General features: G+C 66.2%; 24 protein-coding genes, 1 pseudogene and 1 riboswitch. Of the genes and pseudogenes, 13 read left to right on the forward strand and 12 right to left on the reverse strand.

Annotated elements, in window-relative coordinates; translation table 11 throughout:
* Positions 1 to 28 precede the first annotated feature (28 nt).
* Positions 29 to 149, forward strand: a riboswitch (TPP riboswitch).
* Positions 150 to 263: 114 nt separating this feature from the next.
* Genes thiC through B6V73_RS17760 form a run of 6 tightly spaced genes read left to right on the forward strand, consistent with a single transcriptional unit; the run spans position 264 to position 5,518 of the window.
* On the forward strand, positions 264 to 2,060 hold the full coding sequence (gene thiC, locus B6V73_RS17735) for a phosphomethylpyrimidine synthase ThiC (protein WP_088725977.1): 1,797 nt from the start codon (positions 264 to 266) through the stop codon (positions 2,058 to 2,060).
* Positions 2,057 to 3,025 (forward strand): FAD-dependent oxidoreductase, encoded by a 969-nt coding sequence (locus B6V73_RS17740; RefSeq protein ID WP_088723035.1) that lies wholly within the window; start codon positions 2,057 to 2,059, stop codon positions 3,023 to 3,025. The genes thiC and B6V73_RS17740 overlap by 4 nt, the downstream gene beginning before the upstream one ends.
* The gene (gene thiS / locus B6V73_RS17745; RefSeq protein ID WP_088725978.1) at positions 2,994 to 3,191 is read left to right on the forward strand and encodes a sulfur carrier protein ThiS; all 198 of its coding nucleotides are present in this window, start codon (positions 2,994 to 2,996) and stop codon (positions 3,189 to 3,191) included. The genes B6V73_RS17740 and thiS overlap by 32 nt, the downstream gene beginning before the upstream one ends.
* A gap of 1 nt (position 3,192) precedes the next feature.
* Positions 3,193 to 3,960, forward strand: a complete 768-nt coding sequence (locus tag B6V73_RS17750; protein WP_088725979.1) for a thiazole synthase — start codon at positions 3,193 to 3,195, stop codon at positions 3,958 to 3,960.
* Entirely contained in the window at positions 3,960 to 4,553 is a 594-nt protein-coding gene (locus B6V73_RS17755) for a thiamine phosphate synthase (protein WP_088725980.1), read from the forward strand. The genes B6V73_RS17750 and B6V73_RS17755 overlap by 1 nt, the downstream gene beginning before the upstream one ends.
* On the forward strand, positions 4,550 to 5,518 hold the full coding sequence (locus tag B6V73_RS17760) for a HesA/MoeB/ThiF family protein (RefSeq protein ID WP_088725981.1): 969 nt from the start codon (positions 4,550 to 4,552) through the stop codon (positions 5,516 to 5,518). The genes B6V73_RS17755 and B6V73_RS17760 overlap by 4 nt, the downstream gene beginning before the upstream one ends.
* A 48-nt stretch (positions 5,519 to 5,566) precedes the next feature.
* Here B6V73_RS17760 and B6V73_RS17765 read toward each other — a convergent pair whose 3' ends face one another.
* The 8 genes from B6V73_RS17765 to B6V73_RS17800 all read right to left on the reverse strand — a co-directional run bounded on the left by B6V73_RS17765 (position 5,567) and on the right by B6V73_RS17800 (position 12,274).
* On the reverse strand, positions 5,567 to 6,169 hold the full coding sequence (locus B6V73_RS17765) for a GntR family transcriptional regulator (RefSeq protein WP_088725982.1): 603 nt from the start codon (positions 6,167 to 6,169) through the stop codon (positions 5,567 to 5,569).
* A 36-nt stretch (positions 6,170 to 6,205) separates the two neighbouring features.
* Positions 6,206 to 6,934 (reverse strand): methyltransferase domain-containing protein, encoded by a 729-nt coding sequence (locus B6V73_RS17770; RefSeq protein ID WP_088725983.1) that lies wholly within the window; start codon positions 6,932 to 6,934, stop codon positions 6,206 to 6,208.
* Positions 6,931 to 7,527 (reverse strand): pimeloyl-ACP methyl esterase BioG family protein, encoded by a 597-nt coding sequence (locus B6V73_RS17775; RefSeq protein ID WP_088725984.1) that lies wholly within the window; start codon positions 7,525 to 7,527, stop codon positions 6,931 to 6,933. The genes B6V73_RS17770 and B6V73_RS17775 overlap by 4 nt, the downstream gene beginning before the upstream one ends.
* Positions 7,527 to 8,795 carry an adenosylmethionine--8-amino-7-oxononanoate transaminase gene (gene bioA / locus B6V73_RS17780; protein WP_088725985.1) on the reverse strand — a complete coding sequence of 423 codons (1,269 nt, stop codon included), beginning with the start codon at positions 8,793 to 8,795 and terminating at the stop codon, positions 7,527 to 7,529. The genes B6V73_RS17775 and bioA overlap by 1 nt, the downstream gene beginning before the upstream one ends.
* Positions 8,795 to 9,412, reverse strand: a complete 618-nt coding sequence (gene bioD, locus B6V73_RS17785; RefSeq protein WP_088725986.1) for a dethiobiotin synthase — start codon at positions 9,410 to 9,412, stop codon at positions 8,795 to 8,797. The genes bioA and bioD overlap by 1 nt, the downstream gene beginning before the upstream one ends.
* On the reverse strand, positions 9,409 to 10,542 hold the full coding sequence (locus B6V73_RS17790; protein ID WP_088725987.1) for an 8-amino-7-oxononanoate synthase: 1,134 nt from the start codon (positions 10,540 to 10,542) through the stop codon (positions 9,409 to 9,411). The genes bioD and B6V73_RS17790 overlap by 4 nt, the downstream gene beginning before the upstream one ends.
* Positions 10,539 to 11,486 (reverse strand): biotin synthase BioB, encoded by a 948-nt coding sequence (gene bioB / locus B6V73_RS17795; protein WP_088725988.1) that lies wholly within the window; start codon positions 11,484 to 11,486, stop codon positions 10,539 to 10,541. The genes B6V73_RS17790 and bioB overlap by 4 nt, the downstream gene beginning before the upstream one ends.
* A gap of 311 nt (positions 11,487 to 11,797) precedes the next feature.
* Complete coding sequence (locus B6V73_RS17800; protein ID WP_240504172.1) at positions 11,798 to 12,274, reverse strand: GNAT family N-acetyltransferase; 477 nt, start codon at positions 12,272 to 12,274, stop codon at positions 11,798 to 11,800.
* Positions 12,275 to 12,681: 407 nt separating this feature from the next.
* Between B6V73_RS17800 and queC the strand changes: the two genes are divergently transcribed.
* The 4 genes from queC to queF are packed head-to-tail and all read left to right on the forward strand — an operon-like array spanning position 12,682 to position 14,924.
* Entirely contained in the window at positions 12,682 to 13,383 is a 702-nt protein-coding gene (gene queC, locus B6V73_RS17805) for a 7-cyano-7-deazaguanine synthase QueC (RefSeq protein ID WP_088720574.1), read from the forward strand.
* Positions 13,383 to 13,736 carry a 6-carboxytetrahydropterin synthase QueD gene (queD, locus tag B6V73_RS17810; protein ID WP_075777282.1) on the forward strand — a complete coding sequence of 118 codons (354 nt, stop codon included), beginning with the start codon at positions 13,383 to 13,385 and terminating at the stop codon, positions 13,734 to 13,736. Before queC ends, queD begins: the two co-directional genes overlap by 1 nt.
* A complete protein-coding gene (gene queE / locus B6V73_RS17815) occupies positions 13,733 to 14,443 on the forward strand; it encodes a 7-carboxy-7-deazaguanine synthase QueE (protein ID WP_088725990.1) in 711 nt (236 codons plus the stop codon). Before queD ends, queE begins: the two co-directional genes overlap by 4 nt.
* Before the next feature lie 16 nt (positions 14,444 to 14,459).
* Positions 14,460 to 14,924: a preQ(1) synthase gene (gene queF, locus B6V73_RS17820; protein WP_075777284.1), complete on the forward strand. Its 465-nt coding sequence runs from the start codon at positions 14,460 to 14,462 to the stop codon at positions 14,922 to 14,924.
* Positions 14,925 to 15,012: 88 nt separating this feature from the next.
* On the opposite strand, the gene B6V73_RS17825 is transcribed toward queF, so the two are convergent.
* Together B6V73_RS17825 and B6V73_RS17830 are read right to left on the reverse strand one after the other, a co-directional pair.
* Positions 15,013 to 15,528, reverse strand: coding sequence for a plastocyanin/azurin family copper-binding protein (locus tag B6V73_RS17825; RefSeq protein ID WP_077701104.1), 516 nt, complete (start codon positions 15,526 to 15,528; stop codon positions 15,013 to 15,015).
* 200 nt (positions 15,529 to 15,728) lie between these two features.
* Entirely contained in the window at positions 15,729 to 16,418 is a 690-nt protein-coding gene (locus B6V73_RS17830) for a helix-turn-helix domain-containing protein (RefSeq protein ID WP_088720570.1), read from the reverse strand.
* Positions 16,419 to 16,639: 221 nt separating this feature from the next.
* On the opposite strand from B6V73_RS17830, the gene B6V73_RS17835 reads away from it, so the two are divergent.
* Positions 16,640 to 18,085, forward strand: a complete 1,446-nt coding sequence (locus B6V73_RS17835; protein ID WP_088725991.1) for an FAD-binding oxidoreductase — start codon at positions 16,640 to 16,642, stop codon at positions 18,083 to 18,085.
* Between the two features lie 65 nt (positions 18,086 to 18,150).
* Positions 18,151 to 18,525, forward strand: a complete 375-nt coding sequence (locus B6V73_RS17840) for a group 1 truncated hemoglobin (protein WP_088720568.1) — start codon at positions 18,151 to 18,153, stop codon at positions 18,523 to 18,525.
* Between the two features lie 67 nt (positions 18,526 to 18,592).
* Here B6V73_RS17840 and B6V73_RS17845 read toward each other — a convergent pair whose 3' ends face one another.
* Together B6V73_RS17845 and B6V73_RS17850 are read right to left on the reverse strand one after the other, a co-directional pair.
* Positions 18,593 to 19,693 (reverse strand): HPP family protein, encoded by a 1,101-nt coding sequence (locus B6V73_RS17845; RefSeq protein ID WP_088720567.1) that lies wholly within the window; start codon positions 19,691 to 19,693, stop codon positions 18,593 to 18,595.
* A 218-nt stretch (positions 19,694 to 19,911) separates the two neighbouring features.
* Positions 19,912 to 21,141, reverse strand: coding sequence for an ROK family transcriptional regulator (locus B6V73_RS17850; RefSeq protein WP_088720566.1), 1,230 nt, complete (start codon positions 21,139 to 21,141; stop codon positions 19,912 to 19,914).
* 317 nt (positions 21,142 to 21,458) lie between these two features.
* Between B6V73_RS17850 and B6V73_RS21190 the strand changes: the two are divergent.
* Positions 21,459 to 21,577, forward strand: a pseudogene (locus B6V73_RS21190) (sugar ABC transporter substrate-binding protein); the annotation flags it as partial.

Consider the following 21,577-nt stretch of genomic DNA (forward strand, 5'->3'; position numbering starts at 1 on the left):
TGCCAGGTTCGCACTTCGCTCCTACAACAGGATCACGCAGGGGAGTCCCGCTTAGGGGACTGAGAGGCTGACAGGGTGAAAACCCGGTGACGCGACCCTTTGAACCTGACCCAGTTGATACTGGCGTAGGAAGCTAGGCGCGCAGACCGGGAAGAGTCTTTCTCTCGTTGCGAGCCATGACAAAAGGCCGTTCGGCCTTTGGTTTCCCAAGCGTCTCTCAATTGGTGTCCTTTGAGATCGAATGCTTGAGGAGCACCGAAACGATGAACATTCCCAACCCCAAGATCACCACCGGTCCGCTGCCGGCGTCGCGCAAGATCTACGTCGAGGGCGCTTTGCATGAAGGTCTGCGCGTGCCGATGCGCGAGATCGCCATGCACCCCACTGCCGGGGAAGCACCGCTGCCGGTCTATGACAGTTCGGGCCCTTACACCGACGCCGAGGTCACGACCGATATCAATGCCGGTCTCGCGCCGCTGCGCCGGGCATGGATCGAGGCGCGCGGCGATGTCGAGCGATATACCGGGCGCGATGTCCGGCCCGAGGATAACGGCTTTGCCCAAGGGGCGCGGCTGACGCCGGAATTCCCAGTCAAGCCGCACCCGACGCGGGCCAAGGGCGACCGCGCGGTGACGCAGTTGGCCTATGCCCGCGCAGGCATCATCACGCCCGAGATGGAGTTCGTCGCGATCCGCGAGAACCAGCTGCGCGAGGCCGTAGGACCGCACGACGGGCAGGACTGGGGTGCAAACCTGCCTGATTACGTGACGCCGGATTTCGTGCGCGACGAGATCGCAGCGGGTCGCGCGATCATTCCGGCCAATATCAACCACCCGGAATCCGAACCGATGATCATCGGGCGCAATTTCCTCGTGAAGATCAACGCCAACATGGGCACTTCCGCCGTCACCTCCTCGATGGAGGAAGAGGTCGACAAGCTTGTCTGGGCGATCCGCTGGGGCGCCGACACGGTGATGGACCTCTCGACCGGGCGCAACATCCACAACACCCGCGAATGGATCATCCGCAACAGCCCCGTGCCGATCGGGACCGTGCCGATCTATCAGGCGCTGGAGAAGGTGAACGGCATCGCCGAGGACCTGACATGGGAGGTCTTCCGCGACACGCTGATCGAACAGGCCGAGCAGGGCGTCGACTACTTCACGATCCATGCAGGGGTGCGTCTGCACATGGTGCCAATGACGGTGGAGCGCGTGACCGGGATCGTCAGCCGGGGCGGCTCGATCATGGCGAAATGGTGCCTGCATCACCACAAGGAGAGCTTCCTCTACGAGCATTTCGAAGAGATCTGCGACATCTGCCGCCGCTACGACGTCTCGTTCAGCCTCGGCGACGGGCTGCGTCCGGGATCGATCGCGGATGCCAATGACGCCGCGCAATTTGCCGAGCTGGAGACGCTGGGCGAACTGACGAAGATCGCTTGGGCGAAGGACTGTCAGGTGATGATCGAAGGCCCCGGTCACGTCGCGATGCACAAGATCAAGGAAAACATGGACAAGCAGCTGGAGTGCTGCCACGAAGCGCCGTTCTACACACTCGGTCCGCTGACCACGGATATCGCGCCGGGTTACGACCACATCACCTCGGGGATCGGGGCGGCGATGATCGGTTGGTTCGGCTGCGCGATGCTGTGCTACGTCACGCCGAAGGAACATCTGGGCCTGCCCGACCGCGACGACGTGAAGACCGGCGTGATCACCTACAAGATCGCCGCCCATGCCGCCGATCTGGCCAAGGGGCTGCCCGGCGCGCAGCGGCGCGACGATGCGCTGAGCCGCGCGCGTTTCGAGTTCCGCTGGGAAGACCAGTTCAACCTCTCGCTCGACCCCGATACGGCGCGGGAATTCCACGACGAGACGATGCCGAAAGAGGCCCACAAGGTCGCGCATTTCTGCTCCATGTGCGGGCCGAAATTCTGCTCGATGCGGATTTCGCACGACATCCGCGCCGAGGCGCAGAAAGAGGGGATGGAGAGCATGGCCGCCAAGTTCCGCGAAGGCGGGGAGCTTTATGTGCCCCTCAAGGGGTCGGGCGAATGATCACCATCGCAGGCGGCGGCCTCGCGGGGCTGTCCTCGGCGCTCGAACTGGCGCGCGCCGGGGCTGCGGTGCGGGTCTTCGAGGCGGCAGAGGAGATCGGGGCGGGCAGTGTGTCGCGCTATGCGGGCGGGATGCTGGCGCCGTGGTGCGAAGCCGAAAGCGCCGAGGAGGCGGTGGTCACGCTGGGCGCGCGCGCGGCAGACTGGTGGGCCGAGATCACGCCGGTCACGCGGCGCGGCACGTTGGTCCTCGCCCCACCGCGCGACAGTGCGGAACTGACGCGCTTCGCCCGCCGCACCTCCGGCCATCGCACGCTCGATCAGGCGGCGATCACCGAGATGGAGCCGTCCCTCGCGGGGCGGTTCGCACGCGGGCTGTATTTCGCGGAGGAGGCGCATCTCGACCCGCGCCGCGCGCTGCGCGATCTGGCGCGGGCCGCGCGTGACGCCGGGGTCGAGATCGTGTTGGGAACCACGGCCCCCGCGCAGGTGGATCTCGATTGCACCGGCTTTGCCGCCGACCTGCCTGACCTGCGCCCGGTGCGCGGCGAGATGGCGATCCTGCACTGCCCGGAGGTCGAGATCACCCGCACCCTGCGCCTGCTGCACCCGCGCATCCCGCTCTATCTCGTGCCGCGCGGGCAGGGCGTCTACATGATCGGCGCGACGATGATCGAAAGCGCCGCGACGCGCCCGATCACGCTGCGCTCGCTGACCGAAATGCTCAGCGCCGCTTTCACGCTGCATCCCGGCTTTGCCGAGGCGAGCGTGATCGAGACCGGGGCAGGGCTGCGCCCGGCCTATCCCGACAACCTGCCCCGCCTCGAGAGGCACGGCGGGACGCTTCATCTCAACGGGCTTTATCGCCACGGCTTCCTGCTTGCGCCTGCGATGGCGGCCCGTGTCCCGCAACATTTCTTTCCGGAAGGCTCCGATGCAGATCATCGTCAACGCGAAACCGCATGAGATTGCCGCGCAGGACCTCGCAGCCGCGCTGGCGGAGCTGGGCTTTGCCAATCCCGCCATCGCCACCGCGCTGAACGGACAGTTCGTGCCCCGGGCCAACCGCGCGGCGACGCGGCTCACCGAAGGCGACCGGCTCGAAGTGCTCGCACCGATGCAGGGGGGCTGAGATGAAACTCTATGACACCGAACTCACCTCGGCGCTGCTTCTGGGCACGGCGCAATATCCCTCGCCCGCGATCTTGTGCGAGGCGATCCGCGCCAGCGGCTGCGAGGTCATCACCGTAAGCCTGCGCCGCGAGGCCACGGACGGCGCGGGCACGCAGTTCTGGGACATGCTGCGCGAGACCGGGATGCGGGTGCTGCCCAACACCGCGGGCTGCCATTCGGCGCGGGAGGCCGTCACCACCGCGCGGATGGCGCGCGAGGTCTTCGGCACCGATTGGATCAAGCTGGAGGTGATCGGCCATGCCGACACGCTGCAACCCGATGTCTTCGCGCTCGTCGAGGCGGCGCGGACCCTCGCGCGCGATGGCTTCAAGGTCTTTCCCTACACCACCGATGACCTGATCGTCGGCGAGCGGCTGCTGGAGGCCGGCTGCGAGGTGCTGATGCCATGGGGCGCGCCGATCGGCTCGGGGCAGGGGCTGCGCAACCCCGATGCGCTGCGCGCGATGCGGGCGCATTTCCCGACCGTGCCGCTGATCGTCGATGCGGGGGTCGGGCGCCCCTCGGATGCGGCGCAGGCGATGGAGCTGGGGATGGACGGGGTGCTCTTGAACACCGCTGTGGCGAAAGCCGGCGACCCGGTCGGCATGGCACGCGCGATGGCGCTCGCGGTGCAGGCGGGTCGTGCGGGGCATCTTGCCGATCCGATGGAGCGGCGCGACATGGCCGTGCCCTCGACCCCGGTTCTGGGGCTGGCGGAGTTGATGTGATGGAGCGGTTCTACCTGATCGCCTCGAATGTCGCGCAGCTGGAGCGTCTGGTGCCGCAGGGCGTCCGGCTGGTGCAGCTGCGGCTCAAGGACGTCCCGCCCGCCGAGACCCGCCGCCAGATTGTGCGGGCGCGGGATATCTGCGCCGTGCATGGTGCGCAGCTGGTGGTAAACGACTACTGGCAGGAGGCGCTCGACCTGCGCTGCAGCTTCGTCCATCTCGGGCAGGAGGACATGGACACGGCGGACTGGCCCGCGCTGCGCCGCGCCGGGATACGCTTTGGCCTGTCGACCCATGACGAGGCAGAGCTGGACCGGGCGCTAGGGCAGGACCCTGCCTATGTGGCGCTCGGGCCGGTCTATCCGACGAAGCTGAAGAAGATGAAATGGGCGCCGCAGGGGCTGGAGCGCGTGACCCGCTGGAAGGCGCTGACGGGGGGCGTGCCGCTGGTCGCGATCGGGGGGCTTACGCCAGAGCGCGCGCCCGGTGTGTTCGCGGCAGGCGCTGACAGCCTCGCGGTCGTCACCGATATCCAGCAGGCGCCCGACCCGGAGGCGCGGGTGCGCGCGTGGCTGAAGGTCTGCGCACCATGAGCCGCTATGCCCGCCAGATGATCCTGCCCGAGATCGGCGCGGCGGGGCAGGCGAAGCTGGCTGCCGCGCATGTTGCCGTCATCGGGGCCGGGGGCTTGGGCTGTCCGGTGCTGCAATATCTCGCCGGGGCGGGCGTGGGACGGCTGACGATCTTCGATTCCGACATGGTCGAGGAAAGCAACCTGCACCGCCAGCCGCTCTATCGGATGGCCGATCTCGGACGCCCCAAGGTCGAAGCCGCGCGCGACGCGCTGCGCGCCCTCAACCCACAGATCGCGGTCGAGGCGCGCGCTACTGCGCTCGGGCCGCAACGGGCAGAGAAGATCGCGGCGGAGGCAGATCTGGTGATCGATGCCGCCGATAGTTTCGCGGTGTCCTACATCCTTTCCGATGCTTGCCTGAGGGCGCAGACCCCGCTGATCTCCGCGAGCGTTCTGGGCCAGACCGGCTATGTCGGCGGCTTTTGCGGTGAGGCACCCTCGCTGCGCGCGGTCTTCCCGGACCTTCCCGCTTCCGGCGCGAGCTGCGCCACGGCGGGCGTGCTGGGCCCGGTGGTTGGTGTGATCGGCTCGCTGCAGGCGCAGATCGCGCTGCGCGTGCTCCTTGGGGCCGACCCGCCCGCCTTGGGCCGGATGCTCACCGCCGATCTGGCGGAGCTTTGCTTCGGCGGGTTCAGCTTTCTCGGCACGCCCGAGCCGGAAAGGCCGCTGCGGTTTGTGTCGGCCGACATGCTGTGTGAAGGCGATCTTGTGGTCGACCTGCGCGGTGAAGACGAAGCGCGCTCGCCGATTTCCGCCGGGGCCGTCAGGCTGCCCGGTTCGGAACTGACGGCGCTGGAGCCCACCTCCGGTCAGCGGGTCGTTCTGTGCTGCGCCTCGGGCCTTCGGGCGTGGCGGGCCGCGCGCGTTCTTCAAGAACGCGGTTTCGAGGCGCTCGCCTTGCTTGCCGCCAAGGCGGATGGGTGATGCAGCGCCGGAGGTTCCCGCGTCGAGGCCGCGTGCGGCGCGGCCGGTTCAGTTCAGCCGCTGCAGATGGCGCGTCAGAATTGCGGCGGCGGACTTGGCGTCCTGACGCCGGATCGCGCTCATGATGCCGTGGTGATCCTTGTCGATGCGCGGGCGCCAGCGCGCGCGGTAATGGACGAGGATATAGCGGGCCGCGAGGTTCTGCATGTTCTCGACCGCTTCCAGCAGGCGCGGCATCTCGCAGGCCTCGTAGATCTTGATGTGGAACGCGCGATTCTGCTCTTCCCAGTCGTAGATATTGGAGGCCTGATCGCAGGCCTGACGCAGCTCGTCTGCCTGTTGCACCTGTGCTGGCGTCAGGTTGGGCACCGAGTGCAGAAGCGTGAGCGGTTCGAGCGCCAGCCGCATGAGTTTCAGCTCGCGCTGCGCCAGCGGATCCAGCGGCGCGACTTGAACCCCCTTGTTGGGCCGGGACACCACCAGCCCGCGCGCGGACAGCTTGAGCAGGGCTTCGCGGACCGGCACATGGCTCACGTTGAACTCTGCGGCGACATAATCCTGCCGGAGACGTTCGCCCGCGATCAATTCGCCGCGAATGATGCGGCGGGCCAGTTCGTCGGCGATCAGGTCGGGGGTGGGCGCGGCAGGAATGGTCTCGGACTTTCAAGGGGGCGTGTGGGCCGAAGGTCAGGGCATGCGGGCAATACAGCAGGACGGATGGTAGGTCAAAGTCAGAGGGCCGTCTCGGTCCATCCGCTTCATCAGGTGACGCAGGCGCGGCGCCGACAGTTGCCCGCCCATCAGCCCGTTGACCCCGGTCGCGCGAAGATGCCCGAACAGTGCCCGCGCATCGGGGAAATCCAGACGGATGGTCTCGTCCCACGCGGCGATCACCTCCATGTGCCGGGGCATGTCGTGGCTCAGTCCGTCCGCGTCACGATAGGAGGGGGCACCCGCGGCAAGCCCCAGCCGTGCGAGTTCCGGGAAATTCCCGGGACCGAAACTGGTGACGGCGAGAAGCCCGCCGGGGACGAGGGTGTCGGACGCCTTGCGAAGGAGTTCACGCGGCGCGGCCAGCCATTGCAGCATCGACGTCGAGGCGACCAGATCGAGGCGATCCGGCAAATCGATTTCGGTCGCATCCCCGCCGAGGGCGTGGACGCGGGTCCGCTCTGGCCATTGCAGATCGGGCAGCGGCGCTGCGAGGTCGTTGAGCCAGATTTCCCGTGGCTCCAGCTGCAGAAGGTGGCGCGTCAGAAGGCCGGTGCCATGGCCAAGCTCGATAACCCGCGCCCCGCGTTGCATCATCGGGGTCAGGCGTTCGCTCAACCGTGCCGCGATCCGGGCCTGAACCGAGGCTGCCCCGTCATAGCTTGCCAAATGGCGCGAGAAGGCTGCGGCGATACGCTCTTTCATTCGATGATCTCCTGCCAGTTCCGCCAGTGGGCGAACGGGAAATGGCCCGTGTCGACCCAGTCGATCGGCTGGCCTGGCCAGGCAGCGGTCATCGCGTCGGCGGGGAAGATGCGATCCTTGCGCGCCGCGATGATCCGGTCAAATGCGCCGACCGGCGCCGGGGGCCGAGCCCTGAGCGCGCGCAGCTCGTCGCCCAATGCGGCAATGTCGGGCGCCTGCGGTTGCGGCAGCCCCGCGCGGCGCGCGAAGCGGGCAAGGCTCTGGCGATCGAGTCCAGCGAGGGTGCCGTCATAAATGTCCGCGCCGATGGTGCGGCGTGGGTCGGTCGCGCCGCAGATCGCGATGGCACGCTCGGGGCGCAGACCACCCAGATGCCGCGCCGCCACTGCCACGCCCATCGAATAGGCGACGAGCGTGATCCGGTCATGCCTCCCTATCCATGCGGGATCGAAGGTTTCGTCACGGTAATCGCTCAGGATCAACAGGTCACTGTCGCCTGCCAGAAGTTCGATCTCGGCGGTCTGAGTGGCCCAGCCGGAATAGAACATCACCAGATGGGCGTGCCTCCGCTGCCTGATCCAACGCGCCCGCATCAAAGCCCCTTCGCAATGGTGAGCATGGCATGGGTGACGCAGCTCAGCTCGTCGGGTTCGATGCTCAGGGGCGGCATGGCGTAGAGGAGCCGTCCCAAGGGACGCAGCCAGACACCGCTTTCCATGCAGAACCGGTGCACGCGACCGACGGGCAGCGGGGCCTCCATCTCGATGACGCCGATCGCGCCGAGCGTGCGCAGGTCGCGAACACCCGTCATGGCTCGGGCTGGGGCCAGTTCGGTGGCGAGCTGTGTCTCGATGGCGCGGGCTCGGGCCGACCAGTCGCGGCCTTTCCACAGATCCATGGCCGCCGAGGCCACGGCGCAGGCCAGCGGATTGGCCATGAAGGTCGGGCCGTGCATCAGGGCGCCGACAGTCGCGGCCAGCTCCTTGGTCGTGATCGTGGCGGCGAGGGTCATCATGCCGCCGGTGAGCGCCTTGCCGAGGCAGAGGATGTCGGGGGTGACGCCTGCCGTCTCCATCGCGAAATCGGCCCCCGTGCGGCTGAACCCGGTGGCGATCTCGTCGAAGATCAGGTGGATGCCGAAGTGGTCGCACAGGGCGCGCAATCCGCGCAGGTAACCGGGGTGATGGAAGTGCATTCCGCCGGCTCCCTGAACGACGGGTTCGATGATGAAGGCCGCGATGCGGTCGCCGTGGGTGCGGAACAGCGTCTCCACTTCTACCAGCCCATTGCGCACGGGATCCTCGCTCCACTGCGCGTCGAAGGGGATCGGCGGGCGCGATACGAAGTGCTGCGCTGAGAGGGCGCGTCCGAACTGGGCGTGCATGCCGGTCTCGGGGTCGCTCAGGCTCATCGCCTTCCACGTGTCACCATGATAGCCGCCCCGCGCGGTTGCGAGATCCGTACGGTGGGGATGGCCTCGGTTCACCTGCGACTGGGCGGCCATTTTCACCGCCACTTCGACCGCGACCGACCCGCTGTCGGAATAGAAGATCTGATCGAGCCCGGCGGGCATCGCCGCGACGAGCTGTCTGGTGAGATCGATCACGGGCTGATGGGTGAGGCCTGCGAACATCACATGCGGGAGAACCTCGGCCTGATCCTTCAGCGCCTGAACGAGGGGCGCCGGCGCATGGCCAAAGGCCGCGGCCCACCACGAGGACATGGCGTCGATCATCCGTCCCCCGTCGTCGCGGGTCAGCCAGCTTCCCTCCGCCGCAACGATCCTGTGCAGGCGCTGCGGGCGGGCGCGTTCGGTATAGGGATGCCAGACATGCGCCTGTTCGAAAGCCATATCCTTCATCACAGTGCTCCCTGGATGCGATCGAGATCGAGCCGCCGGGCCGCATCGCGCAATCCTTGTGTCGTCAGATCGGACATGAAGGGTAGGCGGCCCAGCGACGGCAGCTCGGCGATGCGGCAAATGGTGTCCTGACTGTCGGCCACCTCGTCGCCGACGAAGGCGATACCGACGAGGGGCACGCCCCGGGCGCGCAGGGCTTCGATTGTCAGCAGGCTGTGATTGATCGTGCCGAGCGTGGTCCGCGCGACGACGATCACGGGCGCGCCCCAGTCCGCCATCTGGTCGGCAAAGAGACGGTTGCCGTTCAAGGGCACCAGCGCACCGCCCGCGCCTTCGATGACGAGCGGGCCTTTCACCTCGGGCAGCTCCAGAGAACCGATCTCAACCCGGTCCAGCCTCGCCGCGAGATGGGGAGAGGCCGGGGTGCGCAGACGCCATGCCTCCGGCAGGGTGGGCCGCCCCGTGAGCCGCGCGACGGTTTCGCTGTCGGTTTCCTCGTCCAGCCCGGCCTGCACAGGCTTCCAATAGCTCGCCTGAAGCGCCAATGTCAGCGCCGCGCTGAAGACGGTCTTGCCGATGCCGGTATCGGTGCCGGTGACGACGATGGGTGAGGTCATGGGGTAAGCTCCGGTGCAAGGGTGGACAGGGTGCCGAACAGGGTGTCGATGTCGCGAGGCTGCAACCCGCCCGTAAGCGAGATGCGCAGCCGTGCCGTGCCTTTGGGGACCGTCGGCGGGCGCACGGCCCGCAGGTCGAGCCCCGCCGCCTGCAGCCCCTGCGCGAGACGGGTAGCGGCATGATCTTCGCCGACGATCAGCGGTATGATCTGACTGCCGTGATGGTGCAGGCCGATGCTTTCCGCCGCACGATAGGCGTGCTGGCGGAGCGCTGCAGCATGGTTTCCCCATCGCGGCTGGGTTTGCAGCAGATGCAGCGAGTGCCGGACGGCCGCCGCCATCAGCGGCGAGGGCGCCGTGGCATAAATGAAGGGCCGCGCCCGGTTGATCAGGGTTCGGATTACCACGCTGTCGGCGCAGATCAGCGCTCCGCTCGCGCCGAGCGCCTTGCCGCAGGTGTGGATCACGATCATCGGCACGTCGCAGCCCGTCGGGGCGAGCCCCCGGCCATCGGCGCCGTAGAGACCCGTCGCATGGGCTTCGTCGAGGATCAGGGTGGCGTCATGGTCCCGGGCGATCGCGACGAAATCCGCCAGCGGCGCGAAGTCGCCATCCATCGAGTAGAGCGTCTCCAGGGCCAGCCAGACCCGGCCTTTGCCGCCACGCTCACGCCAGCTCTGGATCTGGGCGGCGGCGTCCTGGGCGTCGTTGTGGCGAAAGCTGCGCAGGTCCGCCGCGCCGAGCCGCATCCCCTCGTGCATGCTGGCGTGGACCAACGCATCGTGCAGCACCAGATCGCCGCTCATCGGCAGACAGGTGAGGACCGCCTGATTGGCCTGAAAGCCACCGCCCATGTAGAGACAGGCTTCCGCCCCGAAGAACGCGGCGGCTTCGGTTTCGAGCCGCTCGAATTCCGCGTCATTGCCCCGCAGCAGCCGCGAGCCGCCCGATCCCACCGGGATACCTCGTGCCAGCGCGTCCGTGATGCTTTGGGCGAGTTCCGCGGAGTCGCGCAGTCCCAGATAGTCGTTCGATGCGAAATCGAGCCCTTTGCCGGGGATCAGTTCCCGAAGCCGCCCTCTCGCCTCGAGCTGCGCGAGGCGAGAGGCGTGACGAGGATAGGGGGTCATGGCTGATCCGCAGTCTCTGGCAGCGCCTCGGGGACCAGTCCGAGACGGGCGAAGAGCAACGCGTCCTTGCTGTCCTCGGGGTTGTCAGCCGTCAACAACGTGTCGCCCACGAAGATCGAGTTCGCCCCCGCGAAGAAGCACATCGCCTGCAGCTCATCGGACATCGCGCTGCGCCCCGCAGAGAGACGGACATAGGAGCTCGGCGCGAGTATCCGCGTCGTGGCGATGGCCCGCACGAGCTCGAACGGATCGAGCGGCGGCGTGTCGGCCATCGGGGTGCCGGGCATCGGGATCAGCAGGTTGATCGGGATGGATTTTGGCGGCTCCGGCAGATCGGCGAGGGTCTGGATCATGCTGATGCGATCTTCCGCCGTCTCGCCCATGCCCAGAATGCCGCCCGAGCAGACATTGATCCCGGCCTGCCGCACGCGCTCGAGCGTCTCGATCCTGTCGGCGAAGCTGCGCGTCGACACGATGGAGGCATAAAACTCCTCGGAGGTGTCGATGTTGTGGTTGTAGTAATCGAGCCCCGCCTGCCTGAGCTGTACCACCTGTTCGTCGTCCAGCATCCCGAGGGTCATGCAGGTCTCCAGCCCCATCGCCTTGACCCCCTCGACCATGGCGATGACCGCGGGCATGTCGCGTGGCTTTGGCGAGCGCCACGCCGCCCCCATGCAGTAGCGCGTGGCGCCTGCCGCCTTGGCCTTGCGCGCTTCTGCAAGAACCCTCTCCACTTCCATCAATTTCGATGCGCTGAGCTCGGAGCCGTTGCGCGCCGACTGTGCGCAATAGGCGCAATCCTCGGGGCAGCCTCCGGTCTTGATCGAAAGCAGCTTGGCGCATTGGATCCTGTTCGGATCGAAATTCGCCCTGTGCACGCCATGGGCGCGGGACAGCAAGTCCATCAGCGGAAGATTATAGATTTTATGTGCGCGATCTTTCATGACGACCCATCTTTTGACTGTGGTCGTCAGAAGATGACGCGGCGCGGCATATCTCAATTTGCAAAGAAATCTATTGTCGGCGCGCTTTGGGGGTCGTCTAAGAGTATGAAATAAAATAAAAAACAATGAAGCCTCTGCCCGGTCGAGGTGCACGGAGGCGTAAACGCTAACTATTATCTATAATCAGGCCGGCGGTGCCGCGATGTGCGGATGGGCACCACCTCGCGGCCTCTGGTGCGCGGCGCCTTTTGCTATCGCTCGGAAAAAGTGGCCCCTCGCCGCGTGGTCGGGTGGTCAACGGAGCCCGGGCTTCAAGCGCGGGGCCGGGGAAACCGATACACGCTTCTCTCGATACCGTCGGGGAATTTCTCTCTGGCGACCTGTTCGCCACCGAGCTTATCGGTCAGGCGCTGAGCGGCTTCGTTCTCGTCTCGCATATGCGTTTCCACCGCGTCCCAGCCATTATCCAACGCCCATGTGATCACCCCTCGCGACGCCTCGGCGGCGATCCCGCGGCGCCGGGCATCGCGCGCGATCCACCATGTCAGCTCGTGGCGGGGCCAGCCGTTGGCGTGAACGATGCCGCATGTTCCGACACATCGCCGTTCTTCGACGAGGTCGATCGCCCAGACACCGTGCCCCCGAAGCACCCAGTGGCCGACATCCGCCGTCAGTCTCGCCCAAGCCGCAGCGGGCGACAGCGGCCCGCCATAGAAGCGGGAGGCCGCCGCGTCGCCGAAGAAATCGCAATAGACCGGGAAATCCTCTTCGACCGGAGCCCTCAGCAAGAGCCGATCCGTCTCAATTCGGGGAACCCAGTCAGGGAATGTGTCTGTTCGAGCGCGCATGAAGATAACGCTACCGCCTCCTTTTGAACGACGGAAGCGATTGCCTGCCCTTTTGCGAGCGCGCGCCAGAAGTTGATCCTGTGTGATCTCGAGGCGTCGAGACTGGGATGCGATCTTCGCCCGGATTCAGGAGGAACGCCTATCGCCACCGCATCGCTCGCAGCCAAGAAAAATTGGGGTAAAGCGCCGGTTCCAATTTGCCCGGTTTGCGGGGCGCTGCCCTCCTTGCGCGCCGGGACCTCCCTCTGACGCACCAACGCGCGCGCCCTTGCGGCGGATCGGTCCTTCCTTTAGACGCCCGCTCAACCGGTCGCAGCCTACCCGGTCATCAAAACAAGGGTTCAAAAATGAAGACTCTCGTCATCTGCTCGGGCGGACTCGACTCCGTGTCGCTCGCCCATATCGTCGCCGCTGAGGGCAATCTCACGCGGCTCGTTTCCTTCGACTACGGCCAACGGCACCGCAAGGAGCTTGATTACGCGGCCGCCGCCGCGCGCCGTCTGGGCGTGCCGCATCACCTTATCGACATGCGCCCAATCGGGGCCGCGCTGACAGGTTCGGCGCTGACCGACGATATCGACGTGCCCGACGGGCATTACGCCGAAGAGACGATGCGCATCACTGTCGTCCCGAACCGCAACGCGATCATGCTGGCAATCGGCTTCGGCGTGGCTGCCGCAAATCGCGACCAAGCCGTGGCGACCGCGGTCCATGGGGGCGATCACTTCATTTACCCCGATTGCCGCCCTGCCTTCACCGAGGCTTTCGATGCGATGCAGCGCATGGCGCTCGACGGTTATGCCGATGTGCGGCTGCATACGCCTTTCGTGCATCGCTCCAAGGCCGACATCGTGGCGGAGGGCGCCAGACACGGCACGCCCTTTGCCGAGACCTGGTCTTGCTACAAGGGCGGCGAGGTGCATTGCGGGCGCTGCGGCACCTGTGTCGAGCGGCGAGAGGCGTTCCATCTGGCGGGCGTCGAAGACCCGACCGTCTATGCCGATCCCGATTTCTGGGCCAAGGCCGTCGCCGACAAGGAGGCCCGCTGATGTTTCGCATCCGCAAGGAATTCCACTTCTCCGCCTCACACCAGCTTGCCCATCTGCCCGACGATCACCAATGCGCGCGGCTGCATGGGCATAATTACATCGTCGTCGTCGAGCTGGCTGCCGCGACGCTCGATGCGAACGGGTTCGTACGCGACTATCACGATCTGAAACCGCTCAAGACCTATATCGACGAGAGTTTCGATCATCGGCACCTCAACGATGTGATGGAGGTGCCTTCGACCGCCGAGAACATGGCCAAGCATTTCTACGACTGGTGCAAGGCGCGGTGGCCCGAGACCAGCGCGGCGCTGGTCAGCGAGACGCCCAAGACCTGGGCGGAATACCGTCCATGACGACGCTGCGCATCGCCGAGATTTTCGGCCCGACCATTCAGGGCGAAGGCGCGCTGATTGGCGCGCCCACACTCTTCGTGCGCGCGGGGGGCTGCGACTACCGCTGTTCGTGGTGCGACAGTCTCCACGCGGTCGAGAGCGCCTATCGCCATACATGGGCTCCGATGAGTTCCGAGGAAGTCTGGGCAGAGCTGCGCCGCCTGTCGGGCGACCGCCCGCTGACGATCTCGCTCAGCGGAGGCAACCCGGCCATTCAGGATTTCGGACCGCTGATCGCGCTTGGGCGAGCCGCCGGCTACCGCTTCGCCTGCGAGACGCAGGGTTCTGTCGCGCGGCCGTGGTTCGGCGATCTGGATACGCTGGTGCTGTCGCCGAAGCCGCCCTCGAGCGGGGAGCAGGTCGATTGGGACGTCTTCGCCGATTGCGTGTCGGCCGGACGCTCTGCCGGCAGCACCGTAATGAAGATCGTGATCTTCGACCGTGCGGATTACGATTGGGCCAAGGACGCCCATGCCCGTCACCCCGATCTGCCGCTCTATCTTCAGCCGGGCAATCCCGAGGTCGATCCGGACGTCCCGGTCGATCCGCAGGCGCTTGCCGACCGGCTGGGCTGGCTGACGGAAACCGCCATGGCGGACCGCTGGTTCGCCCCCCGTATTTTGCCGCAGCTGCATGTCCTGATCTGGGGCAACAAGCGCGGCGTCTGATCCATCGGAGACCCAAATGACCAACTCGATCTACAGCGATCTCAAGCAACTCGGCGGCGCGACCCGCATCCCGGCAAGCCCCGAGGAGGCCGAACTCGAACGGGTGAGCAACCCGCAGGCCGATATTAGCTACAACGTCCGCTTCACGGCGCCGGAGTTCACCTCGCTCTGCCCGATGACGGGGCAGCCCGACTTCGCGCATCTGGTGATCGACTACGTGCCCGGACAGTGGCTGGTGGAGTCGAAATCGCTGAAGCTCTATCTGACGTCGTTCCGAAATCACGGCGCGTTCCACGAGGATTGCACGATCTCCATCGCGCGGCGGCTGGCGGATTTCCTCGAGCCGCAATGGCTGCGCATCGGTGGCTACTGGTATCCGCGCGGCGGTATCCCGATCGACGTATTCTGGCAAACCGGGGCGATGCCCGAGGGTGTCTGGATTCCCGATCAGGGTGTTCCGCCCTATCGCGGGCGCGGCTGACCTTCGCCGCGTCCCGGCCTCGGGGTTTAGTCTTAGAGCCTCGCCCCGGGGCCGTGCCTTTGCATGACGCTCGCCGGACCTGTCGACGTTATTCTACACGGACCAGCGTCCACATCCCCATGACGTAGTGGCCGGGGATGTTGCAGTAGAGGATGTATTCGCCCGGTTTCAGCGTCACCGTGAGCGAACCGCTCTGACCGGGATCGAGCTCGGAGACCTCGCCGAGATGGCCGGCCTTCTCTTCGTCGACCCGCATCTCGTCCTTGTTATAGGGCAGTTCCTCGGTCGCGCTCTTGACCGGGGCCACGATCATCTCGTGCACGGTGCCCTTCGAGTCGTTCTTGACCTCGAAGGTGACCTTGCCCGCAGGCACGACCGCCGGTGTCGCGGTGACGCCCATCGTCGCCTTCGAGACCCGCTCGCCGGCGCCAGCCATGTTGAAGCCCATGGGCGGCAATTGTCCCAGATCGTCCATCGCGTTGTCGCCCTTGTCCCAGAGCGAGACCTGCACGGTGGCGGGATCGGCGGCCATTGCGGGCGTGATCGTCAGCGTCGGCAGAGCCGCGAGGGCGAGTGCGAGGGTGGTGCGTCTTGTGAGTTTCATCTTCTATTCCCTTCTCGGTGTTGAGGTTTCGACCTTCGAGAAGAGGGATAACGTGTTTGGCGGAGGGTCCGTTTTGACCCAGATCACGTCTCACGCCACTGTGACGGCCGGGCCGAAAACGGTGGAGCGCTGTCGAGATGGCTTCGCTCAAGCGAGGGTGCGCCGCGCGCCCTGGGCATGCCCGCGCAGGGCGACGCGGCTCAGGAGGCCAGTTTTCGCTCGGTCGCGAAGGGGCTGAGGCCCAGCCAGCTCTGCATCGAGGCCACAACGTCTCGAGACCCGTCGAGATCGAGTTTCCGGGCGGCTTTCGACACGGTGGTGAGGCCCATCCAGATCTCTGTCATCGTGCGCAGATCCGTCGTGACGAAAAGATCCACGTCGAAGCCCGGATCGACCTGACACAGATCGACATCGCCGCTCGCCTCCACGATCAGCCACCATGAGGATTTCGACGCCGCAAGCTCGGGGAACCGGAAATTGAGGACGGTGCGCCCCGGCGGAAGCGGCGCCGGATCGAGATTGCGGCGCATGTCCCACATCAGCAAAGATACGTCGAGCCGTTCCAGAGACGGCTCGGATTCCACCCATTTCTGGCCCCAGATCCCGAAGGCCTCGACAACCGGCAGAAGGTCCTTTCCTGCGTCGGTCAGGAGATAGTCGACAGCCTGAGAGCCTTCGACAGGATGCCGTTCGACGATCCCGGCCGCTTCCAGTTCCCGCAGGCGCTGTGCGAGCAGGGTGCGCGACATCCGCGGAACGCCGCGCCTGATATCGTTGAAGCGCGTCGATCCCGCCACGAGCTCGCGCACGAGGACGATCGTCCATCGGGTGCAGAGGATTTCGGCCGCCATCGCGACGGGGCAAAACTGGAAGTAGGTGGCGTTGGACATCGGAGATCTCCTCCATGGCTGTTTCCAGCATAGCACGAATTGCGATTCCTTTAGTCGGCTTCGTGCCCATGCTCTCCGCTCGGGCGGGCCGGTCCAGTTTCGCCACTGGTTTGAGACGCGCCGCGCGCTCATCCTTTCAGAACCGCAAGCAATCGAAACGCGGCAGACGCTCAAGGGGTAGATCGCGTCGCCGTGCGCCATGGTCTCAGAGGGAGGAAGACATGTCGGATATCATTGAAATGAACGGGCTGGACGGCACGCGCAAGAAGATCACCGGCGCGGACCGGGAGGCCCTTGCCGCCGCCTTGCGTGGCAAAACTCTGATCGAGGGAGACGCAGGCTATGACGCCGCGCGGTCAATCTGGAACGGGATGATCGACCGCAAGCCGGGGTTGGTCGTGCATGCGATGGGAGCCAGCGACATCCAGAGCGCGGTCGCCTTTGCCAAGGAAAAGGGACTTCGGATGGCCGTGCGGTCCGGCGGCCACCAGATCGCCGGTCTCGCGGTCGAGGAGGGCTCGCTGATGCTGGACCTGTCGGGCATGCGCTCGGTTCATGTCGATCCCGAAGCCGGGACCGTCCGGGCCGAGCCGGGTGCGACACTGGGCGACGTCGATCGCGAGTCGCAGGTGCATGGGCTTGCCGTGCCCGTCGGCGTGAACTCGACCACCGGGATCGCGGGGCTGACGCTTGGCGGTGGCTTCGGCTGGATCACCCGGAAATACGGGATGACCGTGGACAATTTGTTGTCGGCTGATGTGGTGCTCGCCGACGGGCGCTGCATCCGGGCCTCGAAGACGGAGCATCCGGACCTCTTCTGGGCGCTGTGCGGCGGGGGCGGGAATTTCGGGGTGGTGTCCTCCTTCGAATTCCAAGCTCACGCCATCGGCACCGAGGTTCTGTCCGGCCTCGTGATCCATCCCTTCGCGGAGGCCGCCACTCTGCTGCCGAAGTTCCGGGAGATATGCGACAAGGCGCCGGACGAGCTGACGGTCTGGTCGGTCCTGCGCAAGGCGCCGCCGCTGCCGTTCCTGCCGGAGGACTGGCACGGGCGCGAGGTGCTGATCTTCGCGGCCTGTTACGTGGGTGATATGGCCAAGGGCGAAGAGGCGATGCGGGAGCTGCGCGCCCTCGGCACGCCCATCGTCGACGTGATCGGCCCGCATCCCTTTACCGGATGGCAGGCGGCCTTCGATCCGCTGCTGACGCCCGGCGCGCGCAATTACTGGAAGAGCCGGGACTTCCTGAAGCTCGGCCGCGGCACGATCGAGGCGATACTCGGCGCGGTGGAGGAGCTTCCCGATCCGCAATGCGAGATCTTCATCGCCCATGTCGGCGGCGCAATGGCCCGCGTCCCGTCGGACGCGACCGCCTATCCGCAGCGCGACAGCCACTTCACCATGAACGTCCACACCCGCTGGGACGACCCGGCGAAGGATGCGGACTGCATCGGCTGGGCGCGCGACCTGTTCGACGCCACGGCGGCGGATGCGGCGCCGAGCGTCTACGTGAACTTCCTGCCCGCGGATGACGCGGGTCGCCTCGCCGAGGCCTATGGCGGAAACCTGAACCGGTTGCAGGAGATCAAGGCGCGCTACGACCCGACGAACCTCTTCCGAGTCAATCACAACATCCAGCCGCAGCAGGTGCGGCAGGCCGCGCAATGAGCCGTCGCGCCCCGGACGCGAATGCGCCCGGGGCCACGGCCTCCAGACAGCAAGGAGCTAGAACGATGGAACAGACTCTCTACGAACGGCTCGGTGGAAAGCCCGGGATCAAGGCGCTCGTCGACGATGTCCTCGAGGCGCATATGAAAAACCCCGCGATCAGCGCCCGCTTCCTGCCGTATCGCGAAAGGCCGGACGACCTGAACGACGCCAAGGCGCAACTCTGTGCGTTCTTCGGCGCGGGCAGCGGCGGCCCCGAGCAATATACCGGGCGCGACATGGTGGCGGCGCATCGCGGCATGAATATCAGCACGAGCGAATACATGGCCGCAATCGACGACATCATGTCGGTCCTTGCGGCGCATGAGGTCGACGAGACGACCCGCAAGGACGTGCTGATGATCGGCTATTCGCTCAAGGGCGATATTACCAACCAATGAACGTGTCAGACGGGCGGGGGGATCTCCGCCGCTCCCGCGCGATCGCGCGCCGCCTTTTCAGGCGCGCCTACGCCGCTGCGCGGTCGTCGGCCCCGTCCAGCAACAGACGGATGATATCGGAGCGGGTGAGGATACCTGCGAGACGGCCCTCCCGCGTCACCGGCACGACCTCGGTTCCCTGCGCCGCGAGACGGTTGAGAAGGGTGCCGACGGGCAGGTCATGGGCGACCGCGCGGTCGGGCGAACGCATCACCGCCGAGACGGTGCGGGGCCGCGCCCGCCGGGGCAGGGCGCGCGGCCGGCCCTGCGCGGCGACTTCGTCGAGAAGATCCGCCTGCAGCACGAGGCCGCAGAGCCGGGTCTCGGCGTCGATGACAGGAAGGCTCTTGATGGCATGGGCGCGAAACAGGCGCGCGGCCTCCGGCAGCGGTGTGTCAGGGCGCACCGTGATGAGATCGGTGGTCATGATGTCGGCGCAGGTCGTGCCGTCGAAGCGGTGCTGCGCCGCCTCGGCCTCTGCGGCGGCCAGCAGCCGCCCGAGATCCGCCACCCCGAGATTGGCCGTCTGATTGAACCGGTCGAGCAGTTCGCCCAGCTGCGCGCTCGACAATCCCAGCCGCGGCGGCGCATCCGCCGGCGGCTCCGTCTCGGGCTGGCGGAACGGGTAGACCCGCCCGGTGGCCCGGTTATAGACGATCGCGGCAAGGACCAGCGTGGCGGTCGTCAGTCCGACCGGCACCAACGCAAAGAGCGGTCCGATCTCGAGCGCATGTGTCGGATCGAGCGCGGTCAGCAAGGCGACGGCACCGCCCGGCGGGTGCAACGCGCGCACGAACATCATAGCGGTGATCGCGGCGCCGACGGCAATCCCCACCGACCATGAGCCGGGCAGGCTGCGGGCCACGAGCAGCGCGACCAAGGCCGAGGTGACGTTGCCGACGATCGCCGACCACGGCTGCGCAAGGGGCGAGTTCGGAACGCCGAACACCAGCACCGCCGTCGCCCCGAGAGGCGCCACGAGATAGAGCGAGGAAAGCCCGAACCGTGCGCCGAGGCTCACCACGAGGGCGCAGAGGCTGATGCCGAGCAGCGCCCCGAGGCCCGCCCGGATCTGTTCGCGCCCGTGGAATGCCGGCAGCGCCGGAGCGAGATGATGCCATGCCCGCATGGGAAAGCCCTTCCAGCTGGCCGAAAATCAGTCGAATCGCGTTTGTATGCGTCAGAAATGGACGGGAAGGGAACGGGCGCGCCCGCGGAAAAGGACGCTGATCCGCGCGCCACGCAGAATTCGGGATGCCGGTTCCGCGTGGCGTCTGCGGCGGCAAACAATGTTTGCCCGGGGCCGCTCGTGCCGGCTCGCGGGTGACCGCGTCATGCGATGGGGGTTTACCGCGCCAACTGCCCGGGAGGCGCTTTCCGGAGCAAGGTATTCTGGTCGATCATGAATTCGGTGGAAATTGCGTAAGCCGCGGCGCCCACGGCGCGGATGACCGAGCCGAAATGCCCTGCGCGGATTTTGGGGTGATAGACTCCTTGCAGATCGAGGCGCGAGAAATGCCGGTCGACCTCCGCCACCAGCCTGTCGCGGATATCTTGCGGAAACGCGCCGTCGATGATGACGGCTTCGAAATCGATCACAGCCTGGGCGGAGACGATCGCATGGGCGAGGCTTCTGGCCGCGCGCGTGATCCAGAGCGAGAGCGCAGGCTCGAGAGGCGACCAGTCGGCACGGTCGTCGTGAATCCGTTCGGGGTCGCTCTGCCGTTCCGCCAGAAGGCGCTCGAGCACAGAGAGCGAGGCATGGTCGATCAGGCGGTGGCCACCGGGCTCGTCGGGAATTCGCAGCGGCCCGAAGCCGCCTGAGTTTCCCGACCGCCCGGAAAACACGCTGCCATTGAGAACGACGCCGCCCCCGATGAAGGTGCCGACGAAGAAATAGATGTAGTCCTGCTTGTCGGTGGGCGGTCCGAAAACCAGCTCTCCACGACAGGCCGCGGTGCCGTCATTCTCGACGGAGATCGGCCCGGGAAGCAGCGATGCGAGCTCGGTGCGGGCGTCGAAACTGCGCCATTTCTCCAACTCGTCGGTCGGCGCGTCGAAGTCCTCGGCCCAGTGCCACAGCTCGGAGGGGATCGCGATTCCGCTGGCATCCACGTCCTCACGCTTCAGTTTCGCCGAGCGTAGCAGCGGGCGGAGATTGTCCTTGATGAAGGTGACCAGCGCCGTCCTGGTCGGGAAGCCGTGGCGCGCCGAGCGGCGGGCCATGACGGCGCCGGTAAAGTCGACCACGACCATGTCGAAGCTGCTTCGACCGATCTTCAGGCCGAGGTAGTGTTTCGCTTCTGGGTTGAGGCGCATCGGCACGGAGGGCTGGCCCACGCGGCCCCGGACCGGGTCGCCGCGCAGCAACAGGTCGTCCTGCTCGAGCGCCTTGAATATCTCCGAGACCGCGTTGGCGGACAGCCCGGTCGCGCGGGTCGCCTCGGCTTTCGTCAGCGTGCCGTGGCGGCGGATCAGATGGAGCACGAGACGCTCGTTAAGGTCCCTTACCGTGAGCTGGTTGGTGCCCATGAGCGGAACGGCATTCAGGGTTTTGTCGGGGCGTGCTGTCGTCATCTCTCACCGGCGGGGAAGGTCACGCAGCTCAGTCCTGCGTGGTTCGTGGGTGATCGGATGCTACGCGGCGGCCCGGAGGGGCGCAAGCAACATCGAAAATTTGCTCTAAATAAAAATTCATCCGGAAGTTTTTATTGACAGACGGAAGCTTCGGGCGCTAGCTCTTGGTGACTTCGGGGAAGGGAGGAGGCTTCGCCGGCGGTGCCGCGGCATCGTGAATGCGGGTGCGACGCGCATCCCGATCGGACGCGAGAAAACTTTTCCATGAAGTTTCAATGGATGCACTGAATGCATCTCAGCAAGGGAGGAGACCTGACATGAAGAAGACAACCGCGATTCTGGGAGCGACGGCGCTTGGTCTGATGGCGACCGGGGCCTGGGCGGAGACGACCGCCTGCCTGATCACGAAGACTGACACCAACCCGTTCTTCGTGAA

Origin of the sequence: Thioclava sp. JM3 (genome assembly GCF_002213185.1) — a bacterium.
In the GTDB taxonomy this organism is placed as follows: domain Bacteria; phylum Pseudomonadota; class Alphaproteobacteria; order Rhodobacterales; family Rhodobacteraceae; genus Thioclava; species Thioclava nitratireducens.

Coding starts and splice junctions, on each gene's coding strand:
- thiC (WP_088725977.1), top strand. CDS start 264: ATGAACATTCCCAACCCCAAGATCACCACCGGTCCGCTGCCGGCGTCG.
- B6V73_RS17740 (WP_088723035.1), top strand. CDS start 2,057: ATGATCACCATCGCAGGCGGCGGCCTCGCGGGGCTGTCCTCGGCGCTC.
- thiS (WP_088725978.1), top strand. CDS start 2,994: ATGCAGATCATCGTCAACGCGAAACCGCATGAGATTGCCGCGCAGGAC.
- B6V73_RS17750 (WP_088725979.1), top strand. CDS start 3,193: ATGAAACTCTATGACACCGAACTCACCTCGGCGCTGCTTCTGGGCACG.
- B6V73_RS17755 (WP_088725980.1), top strand. CDS start 3,960: ATGGAGCGGTTCTACCTGATCGCCTCGAATGTCGCGCAGCTGGAGCGT.
- B6V73_RS17760 (WP_088725981.1), top strand. CDS start 4,550: ATGAGCCGCTATGCCCGCCAGATGATCCTGCCCGAGATCGGCGCGGCG.
- B6V73_RS17770 (WP_088725983.1), bottom strand. CDS start 6,934: ATGAAAGAGCGTATCGCCGCAGCCTTCTCGCGCCATTTGGCAAGCTAT.
- B6V73_RS17775 (WP_088725984.1), bottom strand. CDS start 7,527: ATGCGGGCGCGTTGGATCAGGCAGCGGAGGCACGCCCATCTGGTGATG.
- bioA (WP_088725985.1), bottom strand. CDS start 8,795: ATGAAGGATATGGCTTTCGAACAGGCGCATGTCTGGCATCCCTATACC.
- bioD (WP_088725986.1), bottom strand. CDS start 9,412: ATGACCTCACCCATCGTCGTCACCGGCACCGATACCGGCATCGGCAAG.
- B6V73_RS17790 (WP_088725987.1), bottom strand. CDS start 10,542: ATGACCCCCTATCCTCGTCACGCCTCTCGCCTCGCGCAGCTCGAGGCG.
- bioB (WP_088725988.1), bottom strand. CDS start 11,486: ATGAAAGATCGCGCACATAAAATCTATAATCTTCCGCTGATGGACTTG.
- queC (WP_088720574.1), top strand. CDS start 12,682: ATGAAGACTCTCGTCATCTGCTCGGGCGGACTCGACTCCGTGTCGCTC.
- queD (WP_075777282.1), top strand. CDS start 13,383: ATGTTTCGCATCCGCAAGGAATTCCACTTCTCCGCCTCACACCAGCTT.
- queE (WP_088725990.1), top strand. CDS start 13,733: ATGACGACGCTGCGCATCGCCGAGATTTTCGGCCCGACCATTCAGGGC.
- queF (WP_075777284.1), top strand. CDS start 14,460: ATGACCAACTCGATCTACAGCGATCTCAAGCAACTCGGCGGCGCGACC.
- B6V73_RS17825 (WP_077701104.1), bottom strand. CDS start 15,528: ATGAAACTCACAAGACGCACCACCCTCGCACTCGCCCTCGCGGCTCTG.
- B6V73_RS17830 (WP_088720570.1), bottom strand. CDS start 16,418: ATGTCCAACGCCACCTACTTCCAGTTTTGCCCCGTCGCGATGGCGGCC.
- B6V73_RS17835 (WP_088725991.1), top strand. CDS start 16,640: ATGTCGGATATCATTGAAATGAACGGGCTGGACGGCACGCGCAAGAAG.
- B6V73_RS17840 (WP_088720568.1), top strand. CDS start 18,151: ATGGAACAGACTCTCTACGAACGGCTCGGTGGAAAGCCCGGGATCAAG.
- B6V73_RS17845 (WP_088720567.1), bottom strand. CDS start 19,693: ATGCGGGCATGGCATCATCTCGCTCCGGCGCTGCCGGCATTCCACGGG.
- B6V73_RS17850 (WP_088720566.1), bottom strand. CDS start 21,141: ATGACGACAGCACGCCCCGACAAAACCCTGAATGCCGTTCCGCTCATG.